We start from the raw sequence: 20,344 nt of genomic DNA, 5'->3' as shown, positions 1-20,344 counted from the left end.
AAAGATTATTTAAGGCACTGCTCTGAGCCACTAATAATGCTAGAATACAACTTTAAAATTCTCTGTGAGCACGACCTTGGACGCCAATACCTATATTCCCCAGCATTTTATAGATGACGTAAAGACCTATTTACCTGCACACCTAACATTGGATGACTTTCTCAATGCCTGTCGCAGACCGCTTCGTAAATCTGTACGTGTCAATACGCTTAAAATGTCGGTTGAGGATTTTCAGCAGTATGCCCTTGATAGAGGCTGGACATTAAGCCCAATCCCATGGTGTAGCGAAGGTTTTTGGTTAGAGCGCAGTGAACATGAAGAGCAAGCTCTGGCACTGGGTAACACGGATCTACATTTAAGTGGCGCTATGTATGTACAAGAAGCCAGTTCGATGCTGCCACCAATAGCACTCAAAGACGCATTAACTGATGCAACTCATGTGCTCGACATGGCATCCGCTCCTGGCTCTAAAACTTCACAATTAGCAGCATTAATGAATAATCACGGGGTATTGGTTGCCAATGAATTGTCGTCATCTCGTTTAAAAGTACTCAGCGCAACATTAAAGCGTATGGGAGTTGGCAATTGTGCATTGTCGCATTTTGATGGGGCTATTTTTGGCGATTATATGTATGAATGCTTTGACAGTATTTTACTCGATGCCCCATGCTCTGGCGAAGGTACGGTTCGAAAAGATGCTGATGCCTTAAAGAATTGGTCGATTGAGTCAAACATTGATATTGCCAAAGTGCAAAAAAACTTAATAAAAAGCGCTTTCTATGCATTAAAACCAGGCGGTACATTAGTCTATTCAACCTGTACTTTAACCCCGCTCGAAAATCAGCAAGTGTGCGAATATCTTCTCACTGAGTTTACAGAACATCTTGAAATACAACCATTAGATCATTTGTTTGCAGGTGCAGAGCGAGCCACAACCAGCGAAGGCTATTTGCATGTCTGGCCGCAAACATTCGACAGCGAAGGCTTTTTTATTGCTAAGTTTAAAAAGCTTGCTAGCTGCGATAATCCAAATCAAAAAGTAAAAAAAGGTGCATTCCCTTTTCAGCCGTTTGACAAAAAATCCAGCCAAGCATTTTACACTGAGCTAAAAAAACAATTTGACCTGACATCACTCAGCGGCTCACTAATGCAGCGCGATAAAGAACTGTGGCTATTCCCTGAGCAGTTTGCCGCCATTGAAAACAAAATAAAATACGCGCGACTTGGTATCCACCTGGGCATGATCCACAAAAATGGGGTGCGTCTTAACCACGAATTTGCCACCGTATTTGGTGGCCAATGTAAGGCTAATGTAATTGCGCTAAGTAACGAGCAGGCCAATGACTACTTTCAAGGTAAAGATATTCGTTTAAGCGAACCTAGCAACGCACTTGGCGAAGTGGTTTTAACCCTTTGTGGCTGTCCGATAGGGCTTGGAAAATGGCAAAAAAATAAAATTAAAAACTCCTTACCTCGAGATTTAGTACAAAACACTCAACTGATCAGCTGGTGATAATAATAAGGTGTGGATAAGTTGGCAACAATCAATGTATAAAATTTAAGCTTTGCGCTTCGTTTTAAGACAAACAGTTGTTTTATAAGCAGTATAAAAAATCATCATTTATTGGGGTTTTTTACATATGTTAACTACACTTAATATTACTTTCTACTTCTCCCTTAATGAACTTAGAAGGTGTTTTTAAAGTTAGCGCAGGCTCATTAGAGCCATCCCCTAAGCCCAGAACAATGCGGATTCGTTCTGGGCGTTTTTTTGTCTATAAATAAGCTATTATCTTTAAATTTATTCAGTCACTTAGGTAATCATTGCTTTATTACACATAACTTGTTTCTATATATAGACTAAGAAAGTGTAAGGACTACCATGTTAAAAATATCTTCATTGATCATGACTATTTCAGTACTGTCATTCTCTGTTATTGCCAATCCTGAGTCGCAAAAATACCTTGGTTTTAATTACCCGCATAAAGCGCAAAATGCTGTGAGTATCACGTTTGATGATGCCCGTCACAGCCAAGTCGATGTTGGCGCTGCGATTTTGAACAGGTACCAAGTCAAAGCAACTTTTTATGTTTCCCCTTTTAACGTCAAGCAGCGCCTAACTCAGTGGCAAGACGCGGTAAAATCGGGCCATGAAATTGCAAATCATACTAGCAGCCACGTATGTACAGGGAATTTTGAATGGTTAAGAGCACAAGACTTATCACTTGAACACATTACACTCAAGTGGCTTGAAAATGATATTTTATCAGCGCAGCAATACCTAAAAGATCATTTAGGAGTGACCCCTCGCGCCTTTGCTTATCCGTGCGGCAATACATTTGTTGGCCGGGGCATTGATACTAAGAGCTACGTGCCTTTAATCGCTAAACATTTTGACAGCGGCCGAACTTGGTTAGATGAGTCAGCTAATAATCCTAATTTTACTGATTTTGCACAGCTAACAGGACTTAGGATCGACGGAATGAGTTTTGATGAAATCATTACTATGCTGGATCAATTACGGGAAAATAATGCTTGGTTGATTTTAGCGGGCCATGAAATTGGTAACGGAGATCAATATACCACTGACGCAAAAGTACTAGAGCAATTGCTTGTTTATCTGAAAGATCCTGCTAACGGTTATTGGTTAGATACAGTAAGTAACGTGAGCGACTATGTAAGACAACAGCGCAAACCATTAAATTAATCATTGCTTAAATCAAACTCTGTGGTGCGATTATCGGGATGGAGTAACTGATAACGCGCCAGCTTTCCTTGTTGTAATTCAATCAAACTAATAGCTGAATCACTCACCAAGTATTTTTGCCCCTCCCCGATGGTTTGATGTTTATCGACTTCCATCTGCCAACGCTTTGTAAAAAAGTTTAACGGGCTTTTCGGCGCGTATAAAATCGAGTCTAACTTATCCAGCACGTTAATTAATTTACGCGGAAACTCATTTTTAATACCACTGGCAGTAAGTTGCCAAATTCTATTGGGGTGCTTACCAAAGCGTTTCTGTACGGAAAAACAGAATGAGTAATGTACATCACCCGATAAAATAAGCGTTTCTTTAGGGGTATCGTCACGGCGAAAGGTATCCAGTAACTTTTTAGCTGAGCCTTCGTGGGCCATCCAGTTTTCAACATCAACTAATAATGGCTGTCCGCAAATATTAAACAATGACTGAATAGCTTCAATTGATTTAACGCCAAACACCGGTGCGGGTGAGACAATGATCACTTGTTCATGAGTCACTAAACTGTCTTCGAGCTCAGTGAGACGCTCCCAATCAAGTAGACCAGAGGGCTCATTAAAGTTTTGCTCATTACGCCAACGATGAGTGCGGGTATCCAGCACGACCACTTTAGGCACAGTATTCAGCTCATAATGCCAATGATTAAACTCGAGAATGGTTTTATCAAACGCTTTAAATTGCCATTGTTTTTGCTCAGAAAAACTCGTCTTAAACGCATCAAGTAAAGCGGCTGTTTTATGACCTGCATCATTGCCAAAGCCTTGCATCAGCCAATAACTGATCAAGCCATTATTAACAATACGGCGACTAACTGGATGTTGGTAAATAACCTGCTCCCAACCAGCCGTCAAGTTCCAATCATCGGTAACATCATGATCGTCAAACATCATTAACGTTGAAATATTTGCTAGTAGCACCTGAACGTGTACTAAGCCATTTTTAAAATCCGTTAAAGCTGCTTTTTCATTATCAAAAACTTGCTGGCATTTGGGTGTGCTTGCTTGATAGCTAATACTATCAAAGTCAATTAAATCCCACAGTAACGGGCTAAAATTGAGTAAATAAAGGGCTATAAACTCTTCAAAAAAGATCAAGTGATTTGCAGCTTTTAAGCTTGAAAAATGTGGCTCATCTTTTTTTAGCCAATAGCCAACCCCTATTTTATTGCGTTTTTGCCAAGGGACCGTCGGTAAATATAAGTGGCGCTGATACAGTTGTTCACTTAACTGTGCAGGTAAATCAATTGCCAGTGGTTGCTCTTGGTATATTCCTAATACGCTGATCAGTCGTTCAATTGCTAATAACATCGCACCAGCAACATCATCGGCATACACTTGATCACCAGAGAGCAGTAAAACATCCGCCCCGGTTTTATTTACACTGCGATTTTGCTGTTGAAAATCATTCGCAGCCACTAAGCTATCTTTTGCAGGATGATGTGGATTACGGCATGAGCCATGTAAAATCTGCTCAAGTTTTTGCGGGATCACAAATTCAGGGGTGGCTTTTCCTTGATAACAAAAATCACTTAAATCAACGTCTGAGTTGCTGTTTAATAGGCGGTAGCTGATCAGCTGATTAACAGGCAATGTTGCGGCAATCGGTTTTACGATCACAAAGTGCAAGTAAAGATGAGTACCTAAAGCAATGCTCTGTTGCTCACTAAAAACGTCTATATCATCAAATTCAATACTAAATTGTGATGCTACAGACGTTGCAAACTGTATGCAAACCTCTGCAGCATCAGCTCGGCGCACCATCGGCCCCATTATTAATAGAGGAAGTGATGCTGTGCTCATATGCTAATTAACCTTTGTTCACTAAGTTGAACAATGAGTAGAAGTTTTCCGTAGTCGCGTTGGCAAGCTCTTTGTAGCTAATACCTTTTAAATCAGCAATGTAATAAGCAACATCTTGCACATAAGCGGGCTGATTAGTTTTCCCACGATACGGTACTGGCGCTAGATAAGGCGAGTCTGTTTCGATTAATAATCTATCAAGAGGGATTTGTTTAACAACATCTTTAAGCTCTACGGCATTTTTAAAGGTCACAATGCCAGAGATAGAAATATAAAAGCCTAAGTCGATGGCTTTTTTAGCCATATCCCAATCTTCAGTAAAGCAATGCAATACACCACCACACTTTTGTGCGTTATGTTCACGCATTAAGTTTATGGTGTCGTCGCGCGCATCGCGAGTATGAATTATAAGTGGTTTTTGTAACTCGTTCGCCACTTCAATATGACCCACAAAACTTGCTTGTTGCACGGCATGGGTGTCTTTCGAATAATAGTAATCAAGCCCTGTTTCGCCAATTGCTACTACTTTATCGTGGCTTGCTAAATCAATTAAGCGTTGTTTATCAAGTGCGTCTTTTTGATCAAGCGGGTGAACACCACACGAGGCAGAGACATCACTATAGCCTTGAATTTTTTCTAGCATACTAGGGAATTGATCAAGTGTGACACTCACACATAAAAAGTGTTCAACTTGTTTAGCCCGTGCACTATCAAGTACTTGGTCTAAGTTTAAATCGAGTTTATCAAAATCGAGTCGGTCTAAATGGCAATGAGAATCTACAATCATGTTACTGCTTACTACATGGTATAAGTTGGATTACCAGAGTTTAACATAGTCCCTAGTAGTTTTTCGATCTTCACATTTAGGTTAGTTTTATCATCGATAAAACTAATACCAATGCCCGGTGGATTAGAACTTTGCGCGCCTTGTGGCGTGATCCATGTAACTTTTCCGGTTATTACATCATCTTCAAGCGCATCCGGTAATGTCACTTTTAATGCCAATGAATGACCCATCTCATAACGCATATTAGTGCGCACAAATAGTCCACCATTTTTTAAATACGGCATATAGCAGCGGTATAATTCATCTAGATCATCTAAATCGACTAATAATTCTTGCACAATAATCCTACTTATAGCTTTTACGTAAACGATACGCTAAACGAGACACTGCCAACGGCAAGTTCAATCCTAATATCTGTGTACTGTTTTGCACAAATTCGGCCAATGCATTTTGCGCACTCTGATATGAATCAAAATCCATTCCAGCAATGAGTTGTTGTTTTAATTGTTCGCTTAAAAATAAACAAAAGATGCGAACACGCTCTGTATCTTTACTGATAATATCAACTAACGCACTGAAATTATGGCCTTGTTTTAGCTCAGTTGCAAACTTATACAATTCATCGATGACCTCCAGCTGCTCATCTTGTTGCCAACGGGCAATCAATAATGGCTGCTGGGTAAACATTTTTAACCATGGATATGCAGGAACGTGCAGTTGGGAAATCCAATTCATAGCAACATTGGCGTCATTCACTTTTACTTGTGTAAGCGCGCAGCGACTTAAAATAGTGGCCGGTAATTGCGTTGTCGCACTCGTTGTTAGTAACAAAAATCGCTGTGGGCTGGGCTCTTCTAACGTTTTAAGTAAGGCATTGGCCGCCGCTGTGGTCATTTTATGGCAATCATTGATCACCACCACTTTATTGGCATTTTGCGCCGCTGATTGATGCATGAAATCGCTGACACTGCGAATATCATCCACACCAATGCTTTGTCCATCAGCTTGCGCTACATATTTGTCAGGATGAGTAACCGCTTGATTTAAATGGCAGCTCTTACAATGCCCACAAGGGACTAAGTTAGTTGCAGACAAGCACAATAATGCATTAGCCAGCTGCTCCACTAAGGCGCGCTTACCAACACCTTGTTGACCATTAAATAATTGTCCATGGTGAAAACGCCCAGCATTAAAACTGGCTGCTAATTGCTGCTCAACATTGCTAAGCCAAGGATAAATCATGTTAATTGTTACTTTTCATAAATTGTTCAAGCACGGTAATAATATCTTGATGTACTAATTGCATACTTTGACCTGCATTAACTGTTTTAATAGTGTCATCACTATTTGCGAGTTCTAAATAGCGTGCGCGGGTACGTTCAAAAAAACTCAATGCTTGTTGTTCTATACGATCCAGTTCACCGCGTCCTTTCGCACGGGCAAGGCCCACCGCAGGTTCAATGTCCAAATAAATGGTCAGATCTGGTTTTAAACCTTTTAATACAATATTGGCGAGAGAATCTAACGTAGTAGCGGCAATTTCACGTCCGCCGCCTTGGTAAGCCTGCGATGATAGATCGTGACGATCGCCTAATACCCATTGTCCTTTAGCAAGTGCTGGACGAATAACATTATGTAGCAGTTGCGAACGGGCTGCATACATCAGCAGTAATTCTGTTTCGCTGGCAATCTGTTCGACATGGTTATCTTTTACAATAGTGCGCAGTGCTTCAGCGATGGGTGTGCCGCCGGGCTCGCGTACATTAATAAAATCCACTTTGTGCTGCTCTAAAAACTGTTGGCAAATTGCTATAGCTGTCGATTTACCGGCCCCTTCTAAGCCTTCAATCACAATAAATTTTGCTGCTGTCATGATCTCTCTTTTTAGTTTGAAAAAGCATTAATCGGCTTTCTCGTTTTATATTTTTTACTCTGATTTGCTTAACTGTTTTTGATAACGTAAGTAATCTTGTACTGCTTTGTTATGTTCTTTTAAGGTTTTAGAAAATTGATGGCTACCATCGCCTTTGGCAACAAAATAAAGGTACTCAGACTCAGGTGGATTGACTGCTGCAAGTATTGCCGCTTTTGACGGCATAGCAATCGGCGTAGGCGGTAAGCCATTAATTTTATATGTATTATACGGAGTATGATTAGTTAAATCTTTACGTTTTATATCACCATCAAAGTCAGCACCAATGCCATAAATCACGGTTGGATCAGTTTGCAAGCGCATTTTTGTATTTAGTCGATTAGTAAATACAGAGGCTATTAATGGCCGTTCGCTGGCAAGGCCTGTTTCTTTTTCAATAATTGAGGCCATAATCAATGCTTCGTAGGCCGTTTTAAACGGTAAATCAGCAGCCCTGTTTTGCCAAGCCTCATCAAGTACATTTTGCATTATTTTATGCGCTCGTTTGAGCACTGAGCTTGTCGTATCATTAGCATGATAATAATAGGTATCAGGAAATAACCACCCTTCTAAATGCTGATCAGAGCCGACTATTTGCTGAGATAACTCACCAAGACTTAAATCTTGACGAAGGTACTGGGCTTTACTTATTGCCGCTAACACGTCACGAAGTGACTGACCTTCAATAATTGTAAAACTAAAGCTTACTTGTTTACCTTGATTGATTTGCCGAATGTTATCAAGCACCGTGGCGTTATTAAGTTGATATAAACCAGCTTTTAAATCCGTCAGTGTCGGATCGAGTTTCGCGAGTATCTGATAACGTAAGCACCCATCTAACCATTTTTTTGCTTGCCACTGTTGGCAGAGTTGATTAAACCCCGTGCCTTTTTTAACTTCAAACAACGTATTCGCTGGCGCTTTTAAACTACTGTTAATAGTAGCTTGCAACTGTTGATAACCAACTCCAGTTACCAATAATGCTAGCAACACAATCGATATAATCACTCTTAACACGCAGACTCCTTGGTAAATAAACCATGCAATAATACTAAACTATTTGCTAACTCAAATTGCATACCATCAATCGCTGTAACAGGCACAATTCCCATTAAGCTATTACAACTAAATACTGCCTCCATTTGCAGCAATTGTTCTAGCTTAATATCAGTAAATTCAATGGTTAACTTATCACACAGTGATTGCAGATAAACCCCTTGAATGCCACAGTTTTGCAAACTTGGACTAAAAACTCGACCATTTTTAATAGCAAAAATATTTGCCGCAGAGGTTTCAATCACATTATTGTGATAATCACACACCAGTACATCATCACAATCTTGCCCTTGCATGGCGCGTTTGATCATTACTTGCTCTAAACGATTTAACGTTTTCAAACCAGCAAGCAATGGTTGCGATGCAAGTTGCACAGGGCTAATAGCGAGTTTAATACCTTGTTGTGCTAATTGAGCGTAGTGTGAAGGAAACGGTAATAGCGACAGTACAATCAATAAATTGCTTTGTTCAGGAAGGCCATAACCACGCCCTCCTTCACCACGTGTAACCACTATTTTTAACACGCCCAGCGAAACCGTCTTAATATACTCAGCGATTGCTTGCTGCAGTGCCGATAAATCCAGCTCACCAAAACTAAGTCGCTGCGCGCATTCAACTAATCGTGCCCTGTGAAGTGGCCAATGCTCTACTTGAGCATCAACTATTTTTGCAGTTGTAAAAAAGCCATCGCCATAATTAAAGCCGCGATCATTGCTACTTATGCTAACGCCTTGCTGTGGCGTGACTAATTTTATTGTTTGCGCTATGTGAGTTTTTTGTTTAGGCATATTTTGCATATAAAAAAGCCCAGTAACAACTGGGCTCTTATTTTGTCTCGTTGTTAAAAAAGATTATACCTTTTTAAATACCAACGAGCCATTAGTACCACCAAAACCAAATGAGTTACATAATGCGTAATCAAGTTTCGCATCACGAGCCGTGTGTGGAACGTAGTCCAGATCACAGCCTTCATCAGGGTTATCAAGATTAATTGTTGGTGTTACTTTTTGATCTTGTAACGACAAAATAGTGATAATTGATTCAACAGAGCCTGCTGCACCGAGTAAATGACCCATCATAGATTTTGATGAACTCACCATCACATCTTTGGCAGCATTACCAAAAATTGACTTAACCGCAGAGGTTTCTGCTTTATCGCCAGCGTTAGTCGATGTACCGTGAGCATTAATATAACCCACTTGATCTGCATTGATTTGCGCATCGTTTAAAGCATTTTCCATTGCCAAGGCTGCACCGGCACCATCTTCCGGTGGCGACGTCATGTGATAAGCGTCGCCGCTCATACCAAAACCAACCAACTCAGAGTAGATTTTTGCACCTCGGGCTTTCGCATGCTCGTATTCTTCAAGTACGATAACACCTGCACCATCAGCAAGTACAAAGCCATCACGGTCTTTGTCCCATGGACGTGATGCAGCTTGCGGATCGTCGTTTCGGGTTGATAACGCACGTGCAGCGTTAAAACCACCCATACCAATTGGCGTTGAGGCTTTCTCTGCACCACCGGCAACCATCGCATCAGCATCGCCATAAGCAATCATGCGCGCAGCGTGACCAATGTTGTGTAAACCTGTTGTACAGGCTGTCACGATAGAGATATTTGGACCACGTAGACCGTGCATAATCGATAAATGACCAGAGATCATATTGATAATGGTCGACGGCACGTAAAAAGGAGAAAGCTTACGTGGGCCACTGTTTAATAACTTTATGTGGTTTTCTTCAATAAGTGTTAAACCACCAATGCCCGAACCCACAGCAACACCAACGCGGGCTGCGTTTTGCTCTGTGATCTCAAGGCCAGAATCTTGTAGTGCTTGTACACCTGCTGCAATGCCATACTGGATGAACAAATCCATTTTTTTAGCATCTTTTGCCGGCATATAGGCTGACGCATCAAAATCATTCAGCAAACCAGCGAACTTGGTGCCAAAACTAGATGTATCAAAATGAGTGATAGTTTGGATACCACTTTTGCCATTTAACAAGCCTTGCCAGGTTGATTCAACATCATTACCTAGCGGCGTCAACATTCCTAAGCCAGTTACGACGACTCGACGTTTAGCCACGGTTTGCCTCCAATAAGGGAATTATTATTTTTCTGGTGGGTATTAATACCCAAATGCGTGGAAATACAGGGTATAGATAGATTAAGGGCAGCGAACGCTGCCCTTAATATGCGATTGATTACTCAGCGTGAGCCGTTACGTAATCGATTGCAGCTTGTACTGTAGTGATCTTTTCAGCTTCTTCATCTGGGATCTCAGTATCGAACTCTTCTTCAAGAGCCATTACTAATTCAACAGTATCAAGTGAATCTGCGCCTAAGTCATCAACGAAAGAAGCTTCATGCTTTACTTCTTCTTCTTTAACACCTAGTTGCTCAATGATGATTTTCTTTACGCGTTCTTGGATGTCGCTCATTCTTCTTTCCTTTATTAAAAACGCCAATGCGTTATTTTCAGATTGCGGCGTAGTTTACGGCGCATAATTCTGTGATTCAAGGATTTGCTGATAATTTTTTATCTGGTCAAACCTCTTGACGGTTATTTGTGTCTTTTATCGCTTATTTTCAGCACGAATTCAAGTATGTTTAAAGCAAGTTAACAAAAAATTCAACATTTTTCGACAAGCCGCCTCAAAACAAAATAGGAACAAAGTTCCTTACACCATGTACATCGCACCATTTACGTGCAAAGTTTCGCCTGAAACATACGCTGCTGCATCAGATGCTAAGTAACATACTGCGGCGGCAATTTCATCCGGTTGGCCTAAACGCCCAGCAGGAACATTAGCAAGCGTAGCTGCTTTTTGCTCGTCAGTTAAGCTGTCGGTCATATCTGTTTGAATAAAACCAGGAGCAACTACGTTGACTGTAATACCACGAGAAGCAACTTCACGCGCTAACGACTTAGAAAAACCAATTACACCCGCTTTAGCTGCTGCGTAGTTAGCTTGCCCTGCATTACCCATTGTACCAACAACTGAACCTATATTGATAATTCGACCGTTTTTCTTTTTCATCATCGGGCGTAACACTGCTTTAGATAAACGAAAAACTGAGCTCAAGTTAGTATCAATGATATCGTCCCACTCTGCATCTTTCATACGCATAAGTAAGTTATCGCGGGTAATACCAGCATTATTTACTAATACGTCGATATCGCCTAAATCTGCTTTTATCGCAGCAAGTGTTGCCTCGATCGATGCAGGATCAGTTACGTTTAACGCATAACCTTTACCATTCTCGCCTAAGTATTCGCTGATATTTGCAGCACCAGACTCGCTGGTTGCAGTACCGGCAACTTTAGCACCTTGTGCTACCAATGTAGTGGCGATTGCTTTACCAATACCGCGACTAGCGCCTGTAATTAGGACAACTTTGCCCTCTAACGAAAATAAATTTGCCATTTTTTCCTACTCTTATTTTGCTTCGTCAATGGCAGTTTGGCTATTCACCGAACCACATACCATTGCTTTATCAATGCGTTTAGCAAGACCCGTTAACACCTTCCCAGGGCCAAACTCGTAGCTTTGGGTAATGCCCTGCGCTACCAATGCTTGTACTGTTTCTGTCCATCGTACTGGACTGTATAGTTGACGCACTAATGCATCTTTAATAGCGTCCGCTGAACTTGCAGCTGTTACATCAACATTATTAATTACATCACACTTAGGTGTATTAAATGTTAAAGCAGCTAAATCTTTTGCTAATTTTTCTGCCGCTGGTTTCATTAGTTCACAATGTGAAGGTACGCTTACCGATAAAGGCAACGCACGTTTTGCACCAGCTTCTTTACACGCTTCTGATGCTCTGTCTACTGCGGCTTTATGACCTGCAATCACAACTTGACCCGGTGAGTTATAGTTTACTGGTGCAACCACTTCACCTTGTGCTGATGCCAAGCACGCGGCTTTAATTTCGTCATCACCTAAACCAATGATCGCAGCCATTGAACCCACGCCTGCTGGCACAGCTTCTTGCATATATAAACCACGGTTTTCAACCAATTTTACAGCTTCGCCTAAGCTCAACACATCAGCACATACCAGCGCTGAGTATTCACCTAAACTGTGACCTGCCATCGTTACGTCTGCATCTGGATTTGCAGCAAGCCATTGGCGGTAAATTGCCACTGATGCTGTTAATAATGCCGGTTGCGTACGATGGGTTTGATTTAATTCTTGTTCTGGACCATTAAGTACTAATGCAGCCAAATCATAACCAAGTGCCGCTGATGCTTGCGCAAACGTCGCTTTAACAATATCAGATTGCTCTAATAGTTCACTTAACATACCCACAGATTGTGAGCCTTGACCCGGAAAAACAAGTGCAATTTTTTGTGCCATACTTTGCTCTTTTAATTAAACAAATAAATAAATGTTTAAGTACACACCTGACATAGTAATTAATCGTCAGTTGCGACTTTTTTAGTTGAATGTGTTTGCTCGAAGATAGCTGCAATTTTTTCAGGAAGTTGACGTTCCACCTCTCTAGCAGCTTCGTCGATAGCAGCATGAAATGCTTTAGCTGAGGCATTTCCATGGCTTTTTACGACAATACCGCGCAATCCTACCAGAGAAGCGCCGTTATACTGGTCGGGGTTCACCCGTTTATAGAGTTTTTTTATTACTGGCTGTAACATAAATGCTAAACATTTATAGAAAAAGTGCTTTTGCAGTGCTTTGGTAAGCTTAAACATAATCAGCTTGGCAATCCCTTCACAGGTTTTCAAAGCCACATTGCCCACAAAACCTTCACAGACGATCACATCTGATTTACCAGTAAAAATATCACTACCTTCGCTGTAACCAGTATAATTAAGGTAGCTACATTGTTGCATCAGTTGTGCAGCTTGTTTGATATCTTCATGGCCCTTAATGTCTTCGGAGCCAATATTTAATAAACTCACTTTTGGACTATCACAGCCCAGTGCTTGCCCTGCGACAACCGAACCCATAATGCCAAATTGATATAAGGTTTGTGCATCACAATGCACGTTCGCACCTAAATCAAGTAAGTAAACCGGATTTTTTCGCTCAGTTGGCACAGCCGAGATCAATGCAGGACGTTTTACGCCTGGCAACATTTTCAGCACATAGTGAGCCATAAATAATAATGCACCGGTATTTCCGGCACTAACGCACGCTTGTGCCTCACCTGATTTAACTAAATCAAGGGCAACGCGCATTGAGGAATCTTTTTTAGATCGCACAGCAGAAGACGGTTCACAGCTATTGGTGACTACTTGACTACAATGACGAATTATTAAACGAGGATGAGATAGAGAATCGAGAGACTCAAGTTCTTTAGATATTACTTGTTCGTTGCCACATAAGATCAATCTTAGATTGGCATTTGCATTTACCGCGTTAACGGCTGCGGGGATAGATGAACGGGGGCCATAATCGCCCCCCATCATATCTAACGCAATTGTTAGATTGGTCAGCATAAAAGCAATCTCTTATTTAGAAATTACTTGAACGCCTTTGTAGTAACCATCTGCAGTCACATGGTGACGACGATGAGTCTCACCAGATGTTTGGTCTACAGTTAAAGTTGGACCACTGATCGCATCGTGTGAACGGCGCATGCCGCGTCTTGCACGAGACTTTTTGCTTTTTTGTACAGCCATAGTCTTCTCCTAAGAATCTTTCTTAAGTTGTTTCAAAATATCAAATGGATTTGGTTTATCATCTTCCGCTTTTAAAACACCAAAGCTGGCAGGCTTTGCTGAATAACTGCATGAAGCTTCGTTGTGGGTAGCAACTAATGGCACGGCTAAAATTAGTTCGTCTTCGATTAAATCAAAAACGTTAACTTCACCATTTTCATCAAGCGCTACTTCATCGTAGTCTTCTGGAAAAATCTCTAACTCTGTATCCTCACCGACTGGTGAATAAACAAAGTCTTGAACCAAATCCAACCCTAAATCACCATTACAACGTTGACAAGTGACAGTAACATGTGTGGACAAATTGCCTCTAATCACAGCGAAACCTTGATCATCGTTTTTGCAATGAATTTTTACCGCTATTTCACCTACTTCTTCCTGCACAACTTCCCGTAAACGGGTAAGTTTTTCAAGCGGTACAATGCCGTCATACTTTAAACGGTGTTGCGCTGCCTTGCCTGGATGAAGAGTGATGGGAATTTTCACCTTTTGCATAGGGGCTGCATCATATAGATAGTTACTTGGTTAGTCAAAGTAAAAAACCAATTTTAGCTGGTTTTTCGCGATTCATTTCTTTGTTTTGCCAACGGATCTGATTTATCCTAACTCAATCTAATTTTCATTAGGAAAACAATCCATGCAGCACCCGCTTATTTTAGCCTCAAGTTCACCCTTTCGTCAGTCTTTATTGCAAAAGTTTAATCTGCCGTTCGACAGTTTTTCACCTGATATTGACGAATCAGCACTACCCAATGAAGCCCCTGTTGAACTTGTAAAACGCTTAAGTGAACTCAAAGCACGCGCAGCCACTGCCCTTTTTAAACAAGGCTTAGTAATTGGCTCTGATCAAGTTGCCGTATTTGAGCAACAAATCTTAGGTAAACCACACAACAAAGAAAATGCCATTAAACAACTGAGTTTATTTAGCGGTAATACAGTCACATTTCTAACGGGCTTATGTGTTTATGATATTCAAAGCAATAAAACAAAAACCCTAGTTGAACCCTTTAATGTTACATTTAGAACACTGACACAAGCACAAATATCTGCTTACTGCGACGCAGAGCAACCCTACAATTGTGCAGGCAGCTTTAAAAGCGAAGGCTTAGGTATTTGTTTATTTGAAAAGCTTAGCGGTGATGACCCTAATAGCTTGATTGGTTTACCACTTATCAAACTCAGCCAATTATTGACTGAGTTTGATCTGGATGTGTTAAGTAATCAAGACTAACTATTTATTCACTACGACTTAAACTAAACGCGCAGCTAGTTGCTGATACGAATCAACTGTCGCAATCGGTGTAAACTCGTTTAGCTGCTGGGCGTTATGCACCCCCATAGTTACACCTAAACGGTCAATATTGGCCGCTTTTGCCATCGCCATATCTATTTTGGTGTCGCCAATCATCAGCGCATCATCATGGCTAATATTGAGTTCATCGAGCAGTTGCAACAACATATCAGGAGCTGGTTTTGACAATGCATCATCACTGGTGCGGGTCGCTACAAAGTAATCCCGTAACTGTGTTTCATCCAGCAAGCGTTCAAGGCCGACTCGGCTTTTGCCGGTAGCAACAGCTAATAATACGCCACGGTTTTTTAATGCCGCTAAAGTCTGTTCTACATCAGCAAATAAGGGTGTAGGCGTGTTATCAAGATGTTTATACTGATGCTTATAACCGGCGATTAAATCAGCGTGTAAATGGCTCTGCTGAGGAAATAACACCGTCACGGCCTGCTCAAGTGATAAACCAATGATATTTTTAACCGCCTCGTCACTGGGGCAAACTACACCACAGACTCTCGCAGATTGATGCATGCAGTTAACTATTTTAGCCACTGAATCCATCACCGTGCCATCCCAATCAAATATAACTAATTTATAGGGTTTCACGGTTTTGCGGCACGTAACGTTTTAATACAATTAGCCAGCGCTTTATCAAGCGGCGCTTCTACTCGCATAGTAGTTTCATTTTTTGGATGATAAAAACTCAAATCGTGCGCATGTAAAAATAATCGCCCTAATCCCACTTTACGCATCGCCGCATCAAATGCTTGGTTGCCATACTTATCATCACAAGCAATTGCATGACCTTTACATTGTGTATGCACACGAATTTGGTGAGTACGACCTGTTACTGGTGATGCCTGCACTAACGAACATTCAGCAAAGCGCTCCAGTACTTTAAAACGAGTATGTGAAGGTTTACCTTCAACGTTATCCACACGTACTACTCGTTCACCTGATTGTAGGGTGTTTTTACGCAGCCCTTCGGTGACATTTTTAGTTTTAGAATCCCATTGCCCATCAACCAATGCCCAGTAATTCTTTTCCATGGTTTTTTCACGTAACTGTTCATGCAAGCTGGTCAACACTGAACGACGTTTCGAGATTAACAAACAGCCTGATGTATCACGGTCTAAACGATGTACAAGCTCTAAACTGCGCTCATCTGGGCGCAATACGCGCAATGCTTCAATTAAACCATAACTGAGCCCACTGCCGCCATGCACAGCCATGCCTGATGGTTTGTTAATGACGATAAGGTATTTATCTTCAAATAAAATAGCCTCTTCAAGTTTGGTTACTACATCAAGGTTTTTAGGCACAAACTCTTCACGTTCAGCTATTTGTATTGGTGGAATACGAACGATGTCATCGAGTTGTAATTTATACACAGGTTTGATGCGTTTTTTATTAACCCGCACTTCCCCTTTGCGAAGAATTCGATACACAGCGCTTTTAGGCACCCCTTTTAAATGAGTAATAAGAAAGTTATCAATCCGTTGACCTAAATGGTCTTCGGTAATCGTGACGAAAGATACTTGTAAGCCGGTTTTTTCTGACATTGCCTAATCACTGATTTAAGTAAAATAATTTTAGTTGCTAACACAGTTATAATAATGGGATAATCACCGTCGCAAATATATATTTGCAAATAACAACGGTGCTTTTTAACACATTAAAACATTCGTGATGCACATTCTGGGTAATTGATCATACAGATCCGAGATAAGTTTTCCAAAGCTTTTATACATACCCAGTTTACACGTGCCTTCAATTAACTCCGATGCGTGTAATATATCGCCAGTTAAGTTTGAGCATGAAGTGTTATTTAATGTTGATGAAAAAAGCAATTTGAACAGATAATTTGTCTGATCGTGACGGCGTACAATACGCCGTTCAGCAGATGTGTTGTAACCGTACAAGTTAATTTAATTAATGGTCGACTCTGGACAGAACTCGAATACGTCACTGTAAAAAAACAGCCGATAGTTTTGGCACCATAATAGAATTTAATAACGTGACAACACGTTATTGTCAGCCAGCACCATAAAGATACTTAGAGTACGGATACAGTACCAAGCTCCCCCACAGACCCAGTCGTGAGATTGTACAAAAAGAAGCGATGGGAGCAACTGAACAGGCGAAAAGTTTCGTCATGTCAGAGACATAACACAGTAGAGTAACAATATGAAACGTATGCTAATCAATGCGACGCAGCAAGAAGAAATGCGCGTAGCACTGGTTGATGGCCAGCGCCTGTATGATTTAGATATCGAAAGCCCGGGTCACGAACAAAAAAAAGCCAATATTTATAAAGGCAAAATCACTCGTATAGAACCGTCATTAGAAGCCGCCTTTGTTGATTACGGCGCTGATCGTCACGGATTCCTTCCTTTAAAAGAAATAGCCCGTACTTACTTCCCACAAGGTTATACTTTCCATGGTCGTCCGAATATTCGTGACGTGATCAAAGAAGGTCAAGAAGTTATTGTCCAAGTAGACAAAGAAGAACGCGGCCAAAAAGGCGCAGCCCTCACCACTTTTATTAGTGTTGCAGGTAGCTACTTAGTCTTAATGCCTAATAATCCTCGTGCTGGCGGTATTTCTCGTCGCATCGAAGGTGATGAACGCACTGAACTTAAAGAAGCTTTAAGTCGTTTAGAACTGCCTAAAGGCATGGGTTTAATCGTGCGTACTGCCGGTGTTGGTAAATCGTTTGAAGAACTAAACTACGATTTAAAAGCGCTGCTTGTTCATTGGGATGCGATTCAGCAAGCCTCTGATGGCGGTAAAGCACCGTTCTTAATTCATCAAGAAAGCAACGTGATTTTCCGTGCGATTCGCGATTATTTACGCCGTGACATAGGTGAGATCCTAATTGATAAAGCCCGTGTATTTGAAGAAGCTAAAGCGCACATTGAGCGTTTTCGCCCTGACTTCATGAGCCGTGTAAAACTTTATCAAGGTGAAGTGCCTCTTTTTACTCATTATCAAATCGAAAGCCAAATTGAGTCTGCGTTTCAACGTGAAGTACGCTTACCTTCTGGTGGTTCAATTGTTATTGACCCAACTGAAGCACTTACTTCTATCGATATCAACTCATCTAAAGCCACTAAAGGCGGCGATATCGAAGAAACTGCGCTTAATACCAACTTAGAAGCTGCAGACGAAATTGCTCGCCAATTACGTTTACGCGACTTAGGTGGCTTAATCGTTATCGACTTCATTGATATGACACCACCGCGCCATCAACGTGAAGTAGAAAATCGCTTAAAAGATGCTGTTCGTCCAGATCGTGCCCGTGTACAAATTGGTAAAATTTCGCGTTTTGGCTTACTTGAAATGTCGCGTCAGCGCCTACGCCCTTCATTAGGTGAAGCGAGCCAAGGCCCATGCCCACGTTGTAGTGGTCAAGGTACTATTCGTTCAAACGAGTCGATTGCATTGTCAATCCTGCGTTTAATCGAAGAAGAAGCGATTAAAGACAATACCTCACAAGTTAATGCCCAAGTACCTGTAGCGGTTGCCTCATATCTGTTAAATGAGCAACGCCGTAGCGTGCATCGCATCGAAAAACGTCACAACTGTGATGTGGTGATCATTCCAAATCAACATATGGATACACCACATTATGAAGTAATGCGTTTGCGTAAAGATGAAACAATTGAAGCAGCAAGCTACGAGCAAATCACATTACCTGAACAAGAAGTGTATGAAACATCAAAAACACCAACGGTCGCGGTACGTGAAGAGCCGGTGTTAAAAGGCGTAGTTATGCCATCAACACCAGCTCCACAAGCTCAGGCTCAAGCAGCCCCAGCAGCGGCACCACAAAGTGTTGCAGCCCAGCCGCAGGTAAGTTTATTTACTACTATCAGCAATTGGTTTAAGGCTTTATTTGCAACGCCTGCTGAGCAAACAGAAAGTAAAGAGCAACAGCAGCAAAAAACAGCGAGTGAATCTCGTAATAATCCACGTCGTAACAATGACGGTGATACACGTCGTCGTAATAACCAACGTCGTCGTAACAATAATTCACGCACTAAACCGCAAAGCGAGCGTACAGAGAGCGTAGCTGAAGAAACGCCAGCAGTTGGAAACACGCAAAACAACGAGCAACAGGAAAGAAACGATAACCGTAACAAACGTCGTCGCAATCCTAACTCACGTAAGCGTAACGATAACCGTAACGATGACAGCAAAGTAGTAGCAGAAAAAACCGAAGCAAAAGCTGACGTAAAAGACGTTGCACCAAGCCAAGATGTCGTTGTTGAAGCAACGGAGCAAAAACCTAAGGTTCGTCGTCAGCGCCGTAACTTACGTAAAAAAGTTCGCCTGCAAGATGAAAATGCACAACCGGCTACAACCAACAATGACGCAGAGCAACAAGCTACGCCTGTTGTTGATGACAAGCCGGCTAAGCCAGTTGTAACTCAAACTGAAGAAGTTAAAGCACCGGTTGAGGCTACTGCTGTTGAAACAACGGCTGTTGAAGCGCCTGAGCAAAAAGCTGAACAGACGGCACCAAACGAGCAAGAGACAGTAACATCGACTGATGAAGAGCAAGGCCAAACGCGTACGCGTTCACGCCGTTCTCCACGTCATTTACGTGCTGCTGGGCAACGCCGTCGTCGCCCTGAGGGTGAAGAAGCTACGCCAACGCAAGGTACACAACCACCAGCATTTATTCCAGTTGCAGATCAAGCCGCTGCTGAATATGAAGCTGAGTTAAAAGCCAAGCAAAATAAGCAAGCTGCAGAAGTAGTTGAAGAAAAACCTGCCGTTGCTGCAGAACCTACTCCAGAAGTGGTTGAACAAGCGCCTGTTGCTGCTGAAGCAACTGAAGAAGTGGTTGAACAAGCGCCAGTTGCTGCAGAACCTACTGAAGAAGTGGTTGAACAAGCACCAGTTGCTGCTGAACCTACTGAAGAAGTGGTTGAACAAGCGCCTGTTGCTGCTGAAGCAACTGAAGAAGTGGTTGAACAAGCGCCTGTTGCTGCTGAAGCAACTGAAGAAGTGGTTGAACAAGCGCCTGTTGCTGCTGAAGC

The 20,344-nt window shown here is 41.7% G+C and carries 20 protein-coding genes; 4 read left to right on the top strand and 16 right to left on the bottom strand.

Annotated elements, in window-relative coordinates:
* Positions 1 to 76: 76 nt before the first annotated feature.
* Both rsmF and H5200_RS01975 read left to right on the top strand, forming a co-directional pair.
* Positions 77 to 1,513 carry a 16S rRNA (cytosine(1407)-C(5))-methyltransferase RsmF gene (gene rsmF, locus H5200_RS01980; protein ID WP_182718766.1) on the top strand — a complete coding sequence of 479 codons (1,437 nt, stop codon included), beginning with the start codon at positions 77 to 79 and terminating at the stop codon, positions 1,511 to 1,513.
* Positions 1,514 to 1,882: 369 nt separating this feature from the next.
* Positions 1,883 to 2,707, top strand: coding sequence for a polysaccharide deacetylase family protein (locus H5200_RS01975; protein ID WP_182760018.1), 825 nt, complete (start codon positions 1,883 to 1,885; stop codon positions 2,705 to 2,707).
* On the opposite strand, the gene H5200_RS01970 is transcribed toward H5200_RS01975, so the two are convergent.
* The 14 genes from H5200_RS01970 to yceD all read right to left on the bottom strand — a co-directional run bounded on the left by H5200_RS01970 (position 2,704) and on the right by yceD (position 14,503).
* Positions 2,704 to 4,557, bottom strand: coding sequence for a metallophosphatase (locus H5200_RS01970; protein ID WP_182760811.1), 1,854 nt, complete (start codon positions 4,555 to 4,557; stop codon positions 2,704 to 2,706). The genes H5200_RS01975 and H5200_RS01970 overlap by 4 nt on opposite strands.
* A gap of 7 nt (positions 4,558 to 4,564) precedes the next feature.
* Complete coding sequence (locus H5200_RS01965) at positions 4,565 to 5,344, bottom strand: TatD family hydrolase (protein WP_182739752.1); 780 nt, start codon at positions 5,342 to 5,344, stop codon at positions 4,565 to 4,567.
* 11 nt (positions 5,345 to 5,355) lie between these two features.
* Positions 5,356 to 5,682 carry a PilZ domain-containing protein gene (locus tag H5200_RS01960; RefSeq protein WP_145233592.1) on the bottom strand — a complete coding sequence of 109 codons (327 nt, stop codon included), beginning with the start codon at positions 5,680 to 5,682 and terminating at the stop codon, positions 5,356 to 5,358.
* Between the two features lie 7 nt (positions 5,683 to 5,689).
* The gene (locus tag H5200_RS01955) at positions 5,690 to 6,586 is read right to left on the bottom strand and encodes a DNA polymerase III subunit (protein WP_182760810.1); all 897 of its coding nucleotides are present in this window, start codon (positions 6,584 to 6,586) and stop codon (positions 5,690 to 5,692) included.
* A gap of 1 nt (position 6,587) precedes the next feature.
* Complete coding sequence (gene tmk / locus H5200_RS01950) at positions 6,588 to 7,217, bottom strand: dTMP kinase (protein ID WP_149982364.1); 630 nt, start codon at positions 7,215 to 7,217, stop codon at positions 6,588 to 6,590.
* A 54-nt stretch (positions 7,218 to 7,271) separates the two neighbouring features.
* The gene (gene mltG / locus H5200_RS01945) at positions 7,272 to 8,273 is read right to left on the bottom strand and encodes an endolytic transglycosylase MltG (protein WP_182760809.1); all 1,002 of its coding nucleotides are present in this window, start codon (positions 8,271 to 8,273) and stop codon (positions 7,272 to 7,274) included.
* Positions 8,267 to 9,109, bottom strand: coding sequence for an aminodeoxychorismate lyase (gene pabC / locus H5200_RS01940; RefSeq protein ID WP_259398777.1), 843 nt, complete (start codon positions 9,107 to 9,109; stop codon positions 8,267 to 8,269). Before pabC ends, mltG begins: the two co-directional genes overlap by 7 nt.
* Positions 9,110 to 9,163: 54 nt before the next feature.
* Complete coding sequence (gene fabF / locus H5200_RS01935) at positions 9,164 to 10,402, bottom strand: beta-ketoacyl-ACP synthase II (protein ID WP_149982366.1); 1,239 nt, start codon at positions 10,400 to 10,402, stop codon at positions 9,164 to 9,166.
* Positions 10,403 to 10,520: 118 nt separating this feature from the next.
* Positions 10,521 to 10,757 (bottom strand): acyl carrier protein, encoded by a 237-nt coding sequence (gene acpP / locus H5200_RS01930; RefSeq protein ID WP_016707440.1) that lies wholly within the window; start codon positions 10,755 to 10,757, stop codon positions 10,521 to 10,523.
* A 240-nt stretch (positions 10,758 to 10,997) separates the two neighbouring features.
* A complete protein-coding gene (fabG, locus tag H5200_RS01925; RefSeq protein ID WP_145233587.1) occupies positions 10,998 to 11,744 on the bottom strand; it encodes a 3-oxoacyl-ACP reductase FabG in 747 nt (248 codons plus the stop codon).
* Between the two features lie 12 nt (positions 11,745 to 11,756).
* Entirely contained in the window at positions 11,757 to 12,683 is a 927-nt protein-coding gene (fabD, locus tag H5200_RS01920; RefSeq protein WP_145233586.1) for an ACP S-malonyltransferase, read from the bottom strand.
* A gap of 59 nt (positions 12,684 to 12,742) precedes the next feature.
* Positions 12,743 to 13,786 carry a phosphate acyltransferase PlsX gene (gene plsX, locus H5200_RS01915; protein ID WP_145233585.1) on the bottom strand — a complete coding sequence of 348 codons (1,044 nt, stop codon included), beginning with the start codon at positions 13,784 to 13,786 and terminating at the stop codon, positions 12,743 to 12,745.
* 12 nt (positions 13,787 to 13,798) lie between these two features.
* Positions 13,799 to 13,969: a 50S ribosomal protein L32 gene (gene rpmF, locus H5200_RS01910; protein WP_002962381.1), complete on the bottom strand. Its 171-nt coding sequence runs from the start codon at positions 13,967 to 13,969 to the stop codon at positions 13,799 to 13,801.
* A gap of 9 nt (positions 13,970 to 13,978) precedes the next feature.
* The gene (yceD, locus tag H5200_RS01905) at positions 13,979 to 14,503 is read right to left on the bottom strand and encodes a 23S rRNA accumulation protein YceD (protein ID WP_145233584.1); all 525 of its coding nucleotides are present in this window, start codon (positions 14,501 to 14,503) and stop codon (positions 13,979 to 13,981) included.
* A 142-nt stretch (positions 14,504 to 14,645) separates the two neighbouring features.
* Here yceD and H5200_RS01900 point away from each other — a divergent pair, with 142 nt between their 5' ends.
* On the top strand, positions 14,646 to 15,239 hold the full coding sequence (locus H5200_RS01900) for a nucleoside triphosphate pyrophosphatase (RefSeq protein ID WP_145233583.1): 594 nt from the start codon (positions 14,646 to 14,648) through the stop codon (positions 15,237 to 15,239).
* A gap of 18 nt (positions 15,240 to 15,257) precedes the next feature.
* Here H5200_RS01900 and H5200_RS01895 read toward each other — a convergent pair whose 3' ends face one another.
* Positions 15,258 to 15,902 (bottom strand): HAD-IA family hydrolase, encoded by a 645-nt coding sequence (locus H5200_RS01895; protein WP_182718733.1) that lies wholly within the window; start codon positions 15,900 to 15,902, stop codon positions 15,258 to 15,260.
* Positions 15,899 to 16,858, bottom strand: a complete 960-nt coding sequence (gene rluC / locus H5200_RS01890) for a 23S rRNA pseudouridine(955/2504/2580) synthase RluC (RefSeq protein ID WP_145233581.1) — start codon at positions 16,856 to 16,858, stop codon at positions 15,899 to 15,901. Before rluC ends, H5200_RS01895 begins: the two co-directional genes overlap by 4 nt.
* A gap of 625 nt (positions 16,859 to 17,483) precedes the next feature.
* Here rluC and rne point away from each other — a divergent pair.
* Positions 17,484 to 20,344: ribonuclease E (gene rne / locus H5200_RS01885; RefSeq protein WP_259399159.1), on the top strand; the 2,861-nt coding region annotated here is incomplete at its 3' end.

Origin of the sequence: Pseudoalteromonas sp. SG43-7, from assembly GCF_014164295.1 — a bacterium.
In the GTDB taxonomy this organism is placed as follows: domain Bacteria; phylum Pseudomonadota; class Gammaproteobacteria; order Enterobacterales; family Alteromonadaceae; genus Pseudoalteromonas; species Pseudoalteromonas rhizosphaerae.
Note: the sequence above shows the minus strand (reverse complement) of the source record. Positions and strands in the feature narration are given on the sequence as shown.

Bases quoted from the DNA above. Each gene is read 5' to 3' on its own strand.
- H5200_RS01975 (WP_182760018.1), top strand. From the start codon at position 1,883: ATGTTAAAAATATCTTCATTGATCATGACTATTTCAGTACTGTCATTC.
- H5200_RS01970 (WP_182760811.1), bottom strand. From the start codon at position 4,557: ATGAGCACAGCATCACTTCCTCTATTAATAATGGGGCCGATGGTGCGC.
- H5200_RS01965 (WP_182739752.1), bottom strand. From the start codon at position 5,344: ATGATTGTAGATTCTCATTGCCATTTAGACCGACTCGATTTTGATAAA.
- H5200_RS01955 (WP_182760810.1), bottom strand. From the start codon at position 6,586: ATGATTTATCCTTGGCTTAGCAATGTTGAGCAGCAATTAGCAGCCAGT.
- tmk (WP_149982364.1), bottom strand. From the start codon at position 7,217: ATGACAGCAGCAAAATTTATTGTGATTGAAGGCTTAGAAGGGGCCGGT.
- pabC (WP_259398777.1), bottom strand. From the start codon at position 9,109: ATGCAAAATATGCCTAAACAAAAAACTCACATAGCGCAAACAATAAAA.
- acpP (WP_016707440.1), bottom strand. From the start codon at position 10,757: ATGAGCGACATCCAAGAACGCGTAAAGAAAATCATCATTGAGCAACTA.
- fabG (WP_145233587.1), bottom strand. From the start codon at position 11,744: ATGGCAAATTTATTTTCGTTAGAGGGCAAAGTTGTCCTAATTACAGGC.
- fabD (WP_145233586.1), bottom strand. From the start codon at position 12,683: ATGGCACAAAAAATTGCACTTGTTTTTCCGGGTCAAGGCTCACAATCT.
- plsX (WP_145233585.1), bottom strand. From the start codon at position 13,786: ATGCTGACCAATCTAACAATTGCGTTAGATATGATGGGGGGCGATTAT.
- rpmF (WP_002962381.1), bottom strand. From the start codon at position 13,969: ATGGCTGTACAAAAAAGCAAAAAGTCTCGTGCAAGACGCGGCATGCGC.
- yceD (WP_145233584.1), bottom strand. From the start codon at position 14,503: ATGCAAAAGGTGAAAATTCCCATCACTCTTCATCCAGGCAAGGCAGCG.
- H5200_RS01900 (WP_145233583.1), top strand. From the start codon at position 14,646: ATGCAGCACCCGCTTATTTTAGCCTCAAGTTCACCCTTTCGTCAGTCT.
- rluC (WP_145233581.1), bottom strand. From the start codon at position 16,858: ATGTCAGAAAAAACCGGCTTACAAGTATCTTTCGTCACGATTACCGAA.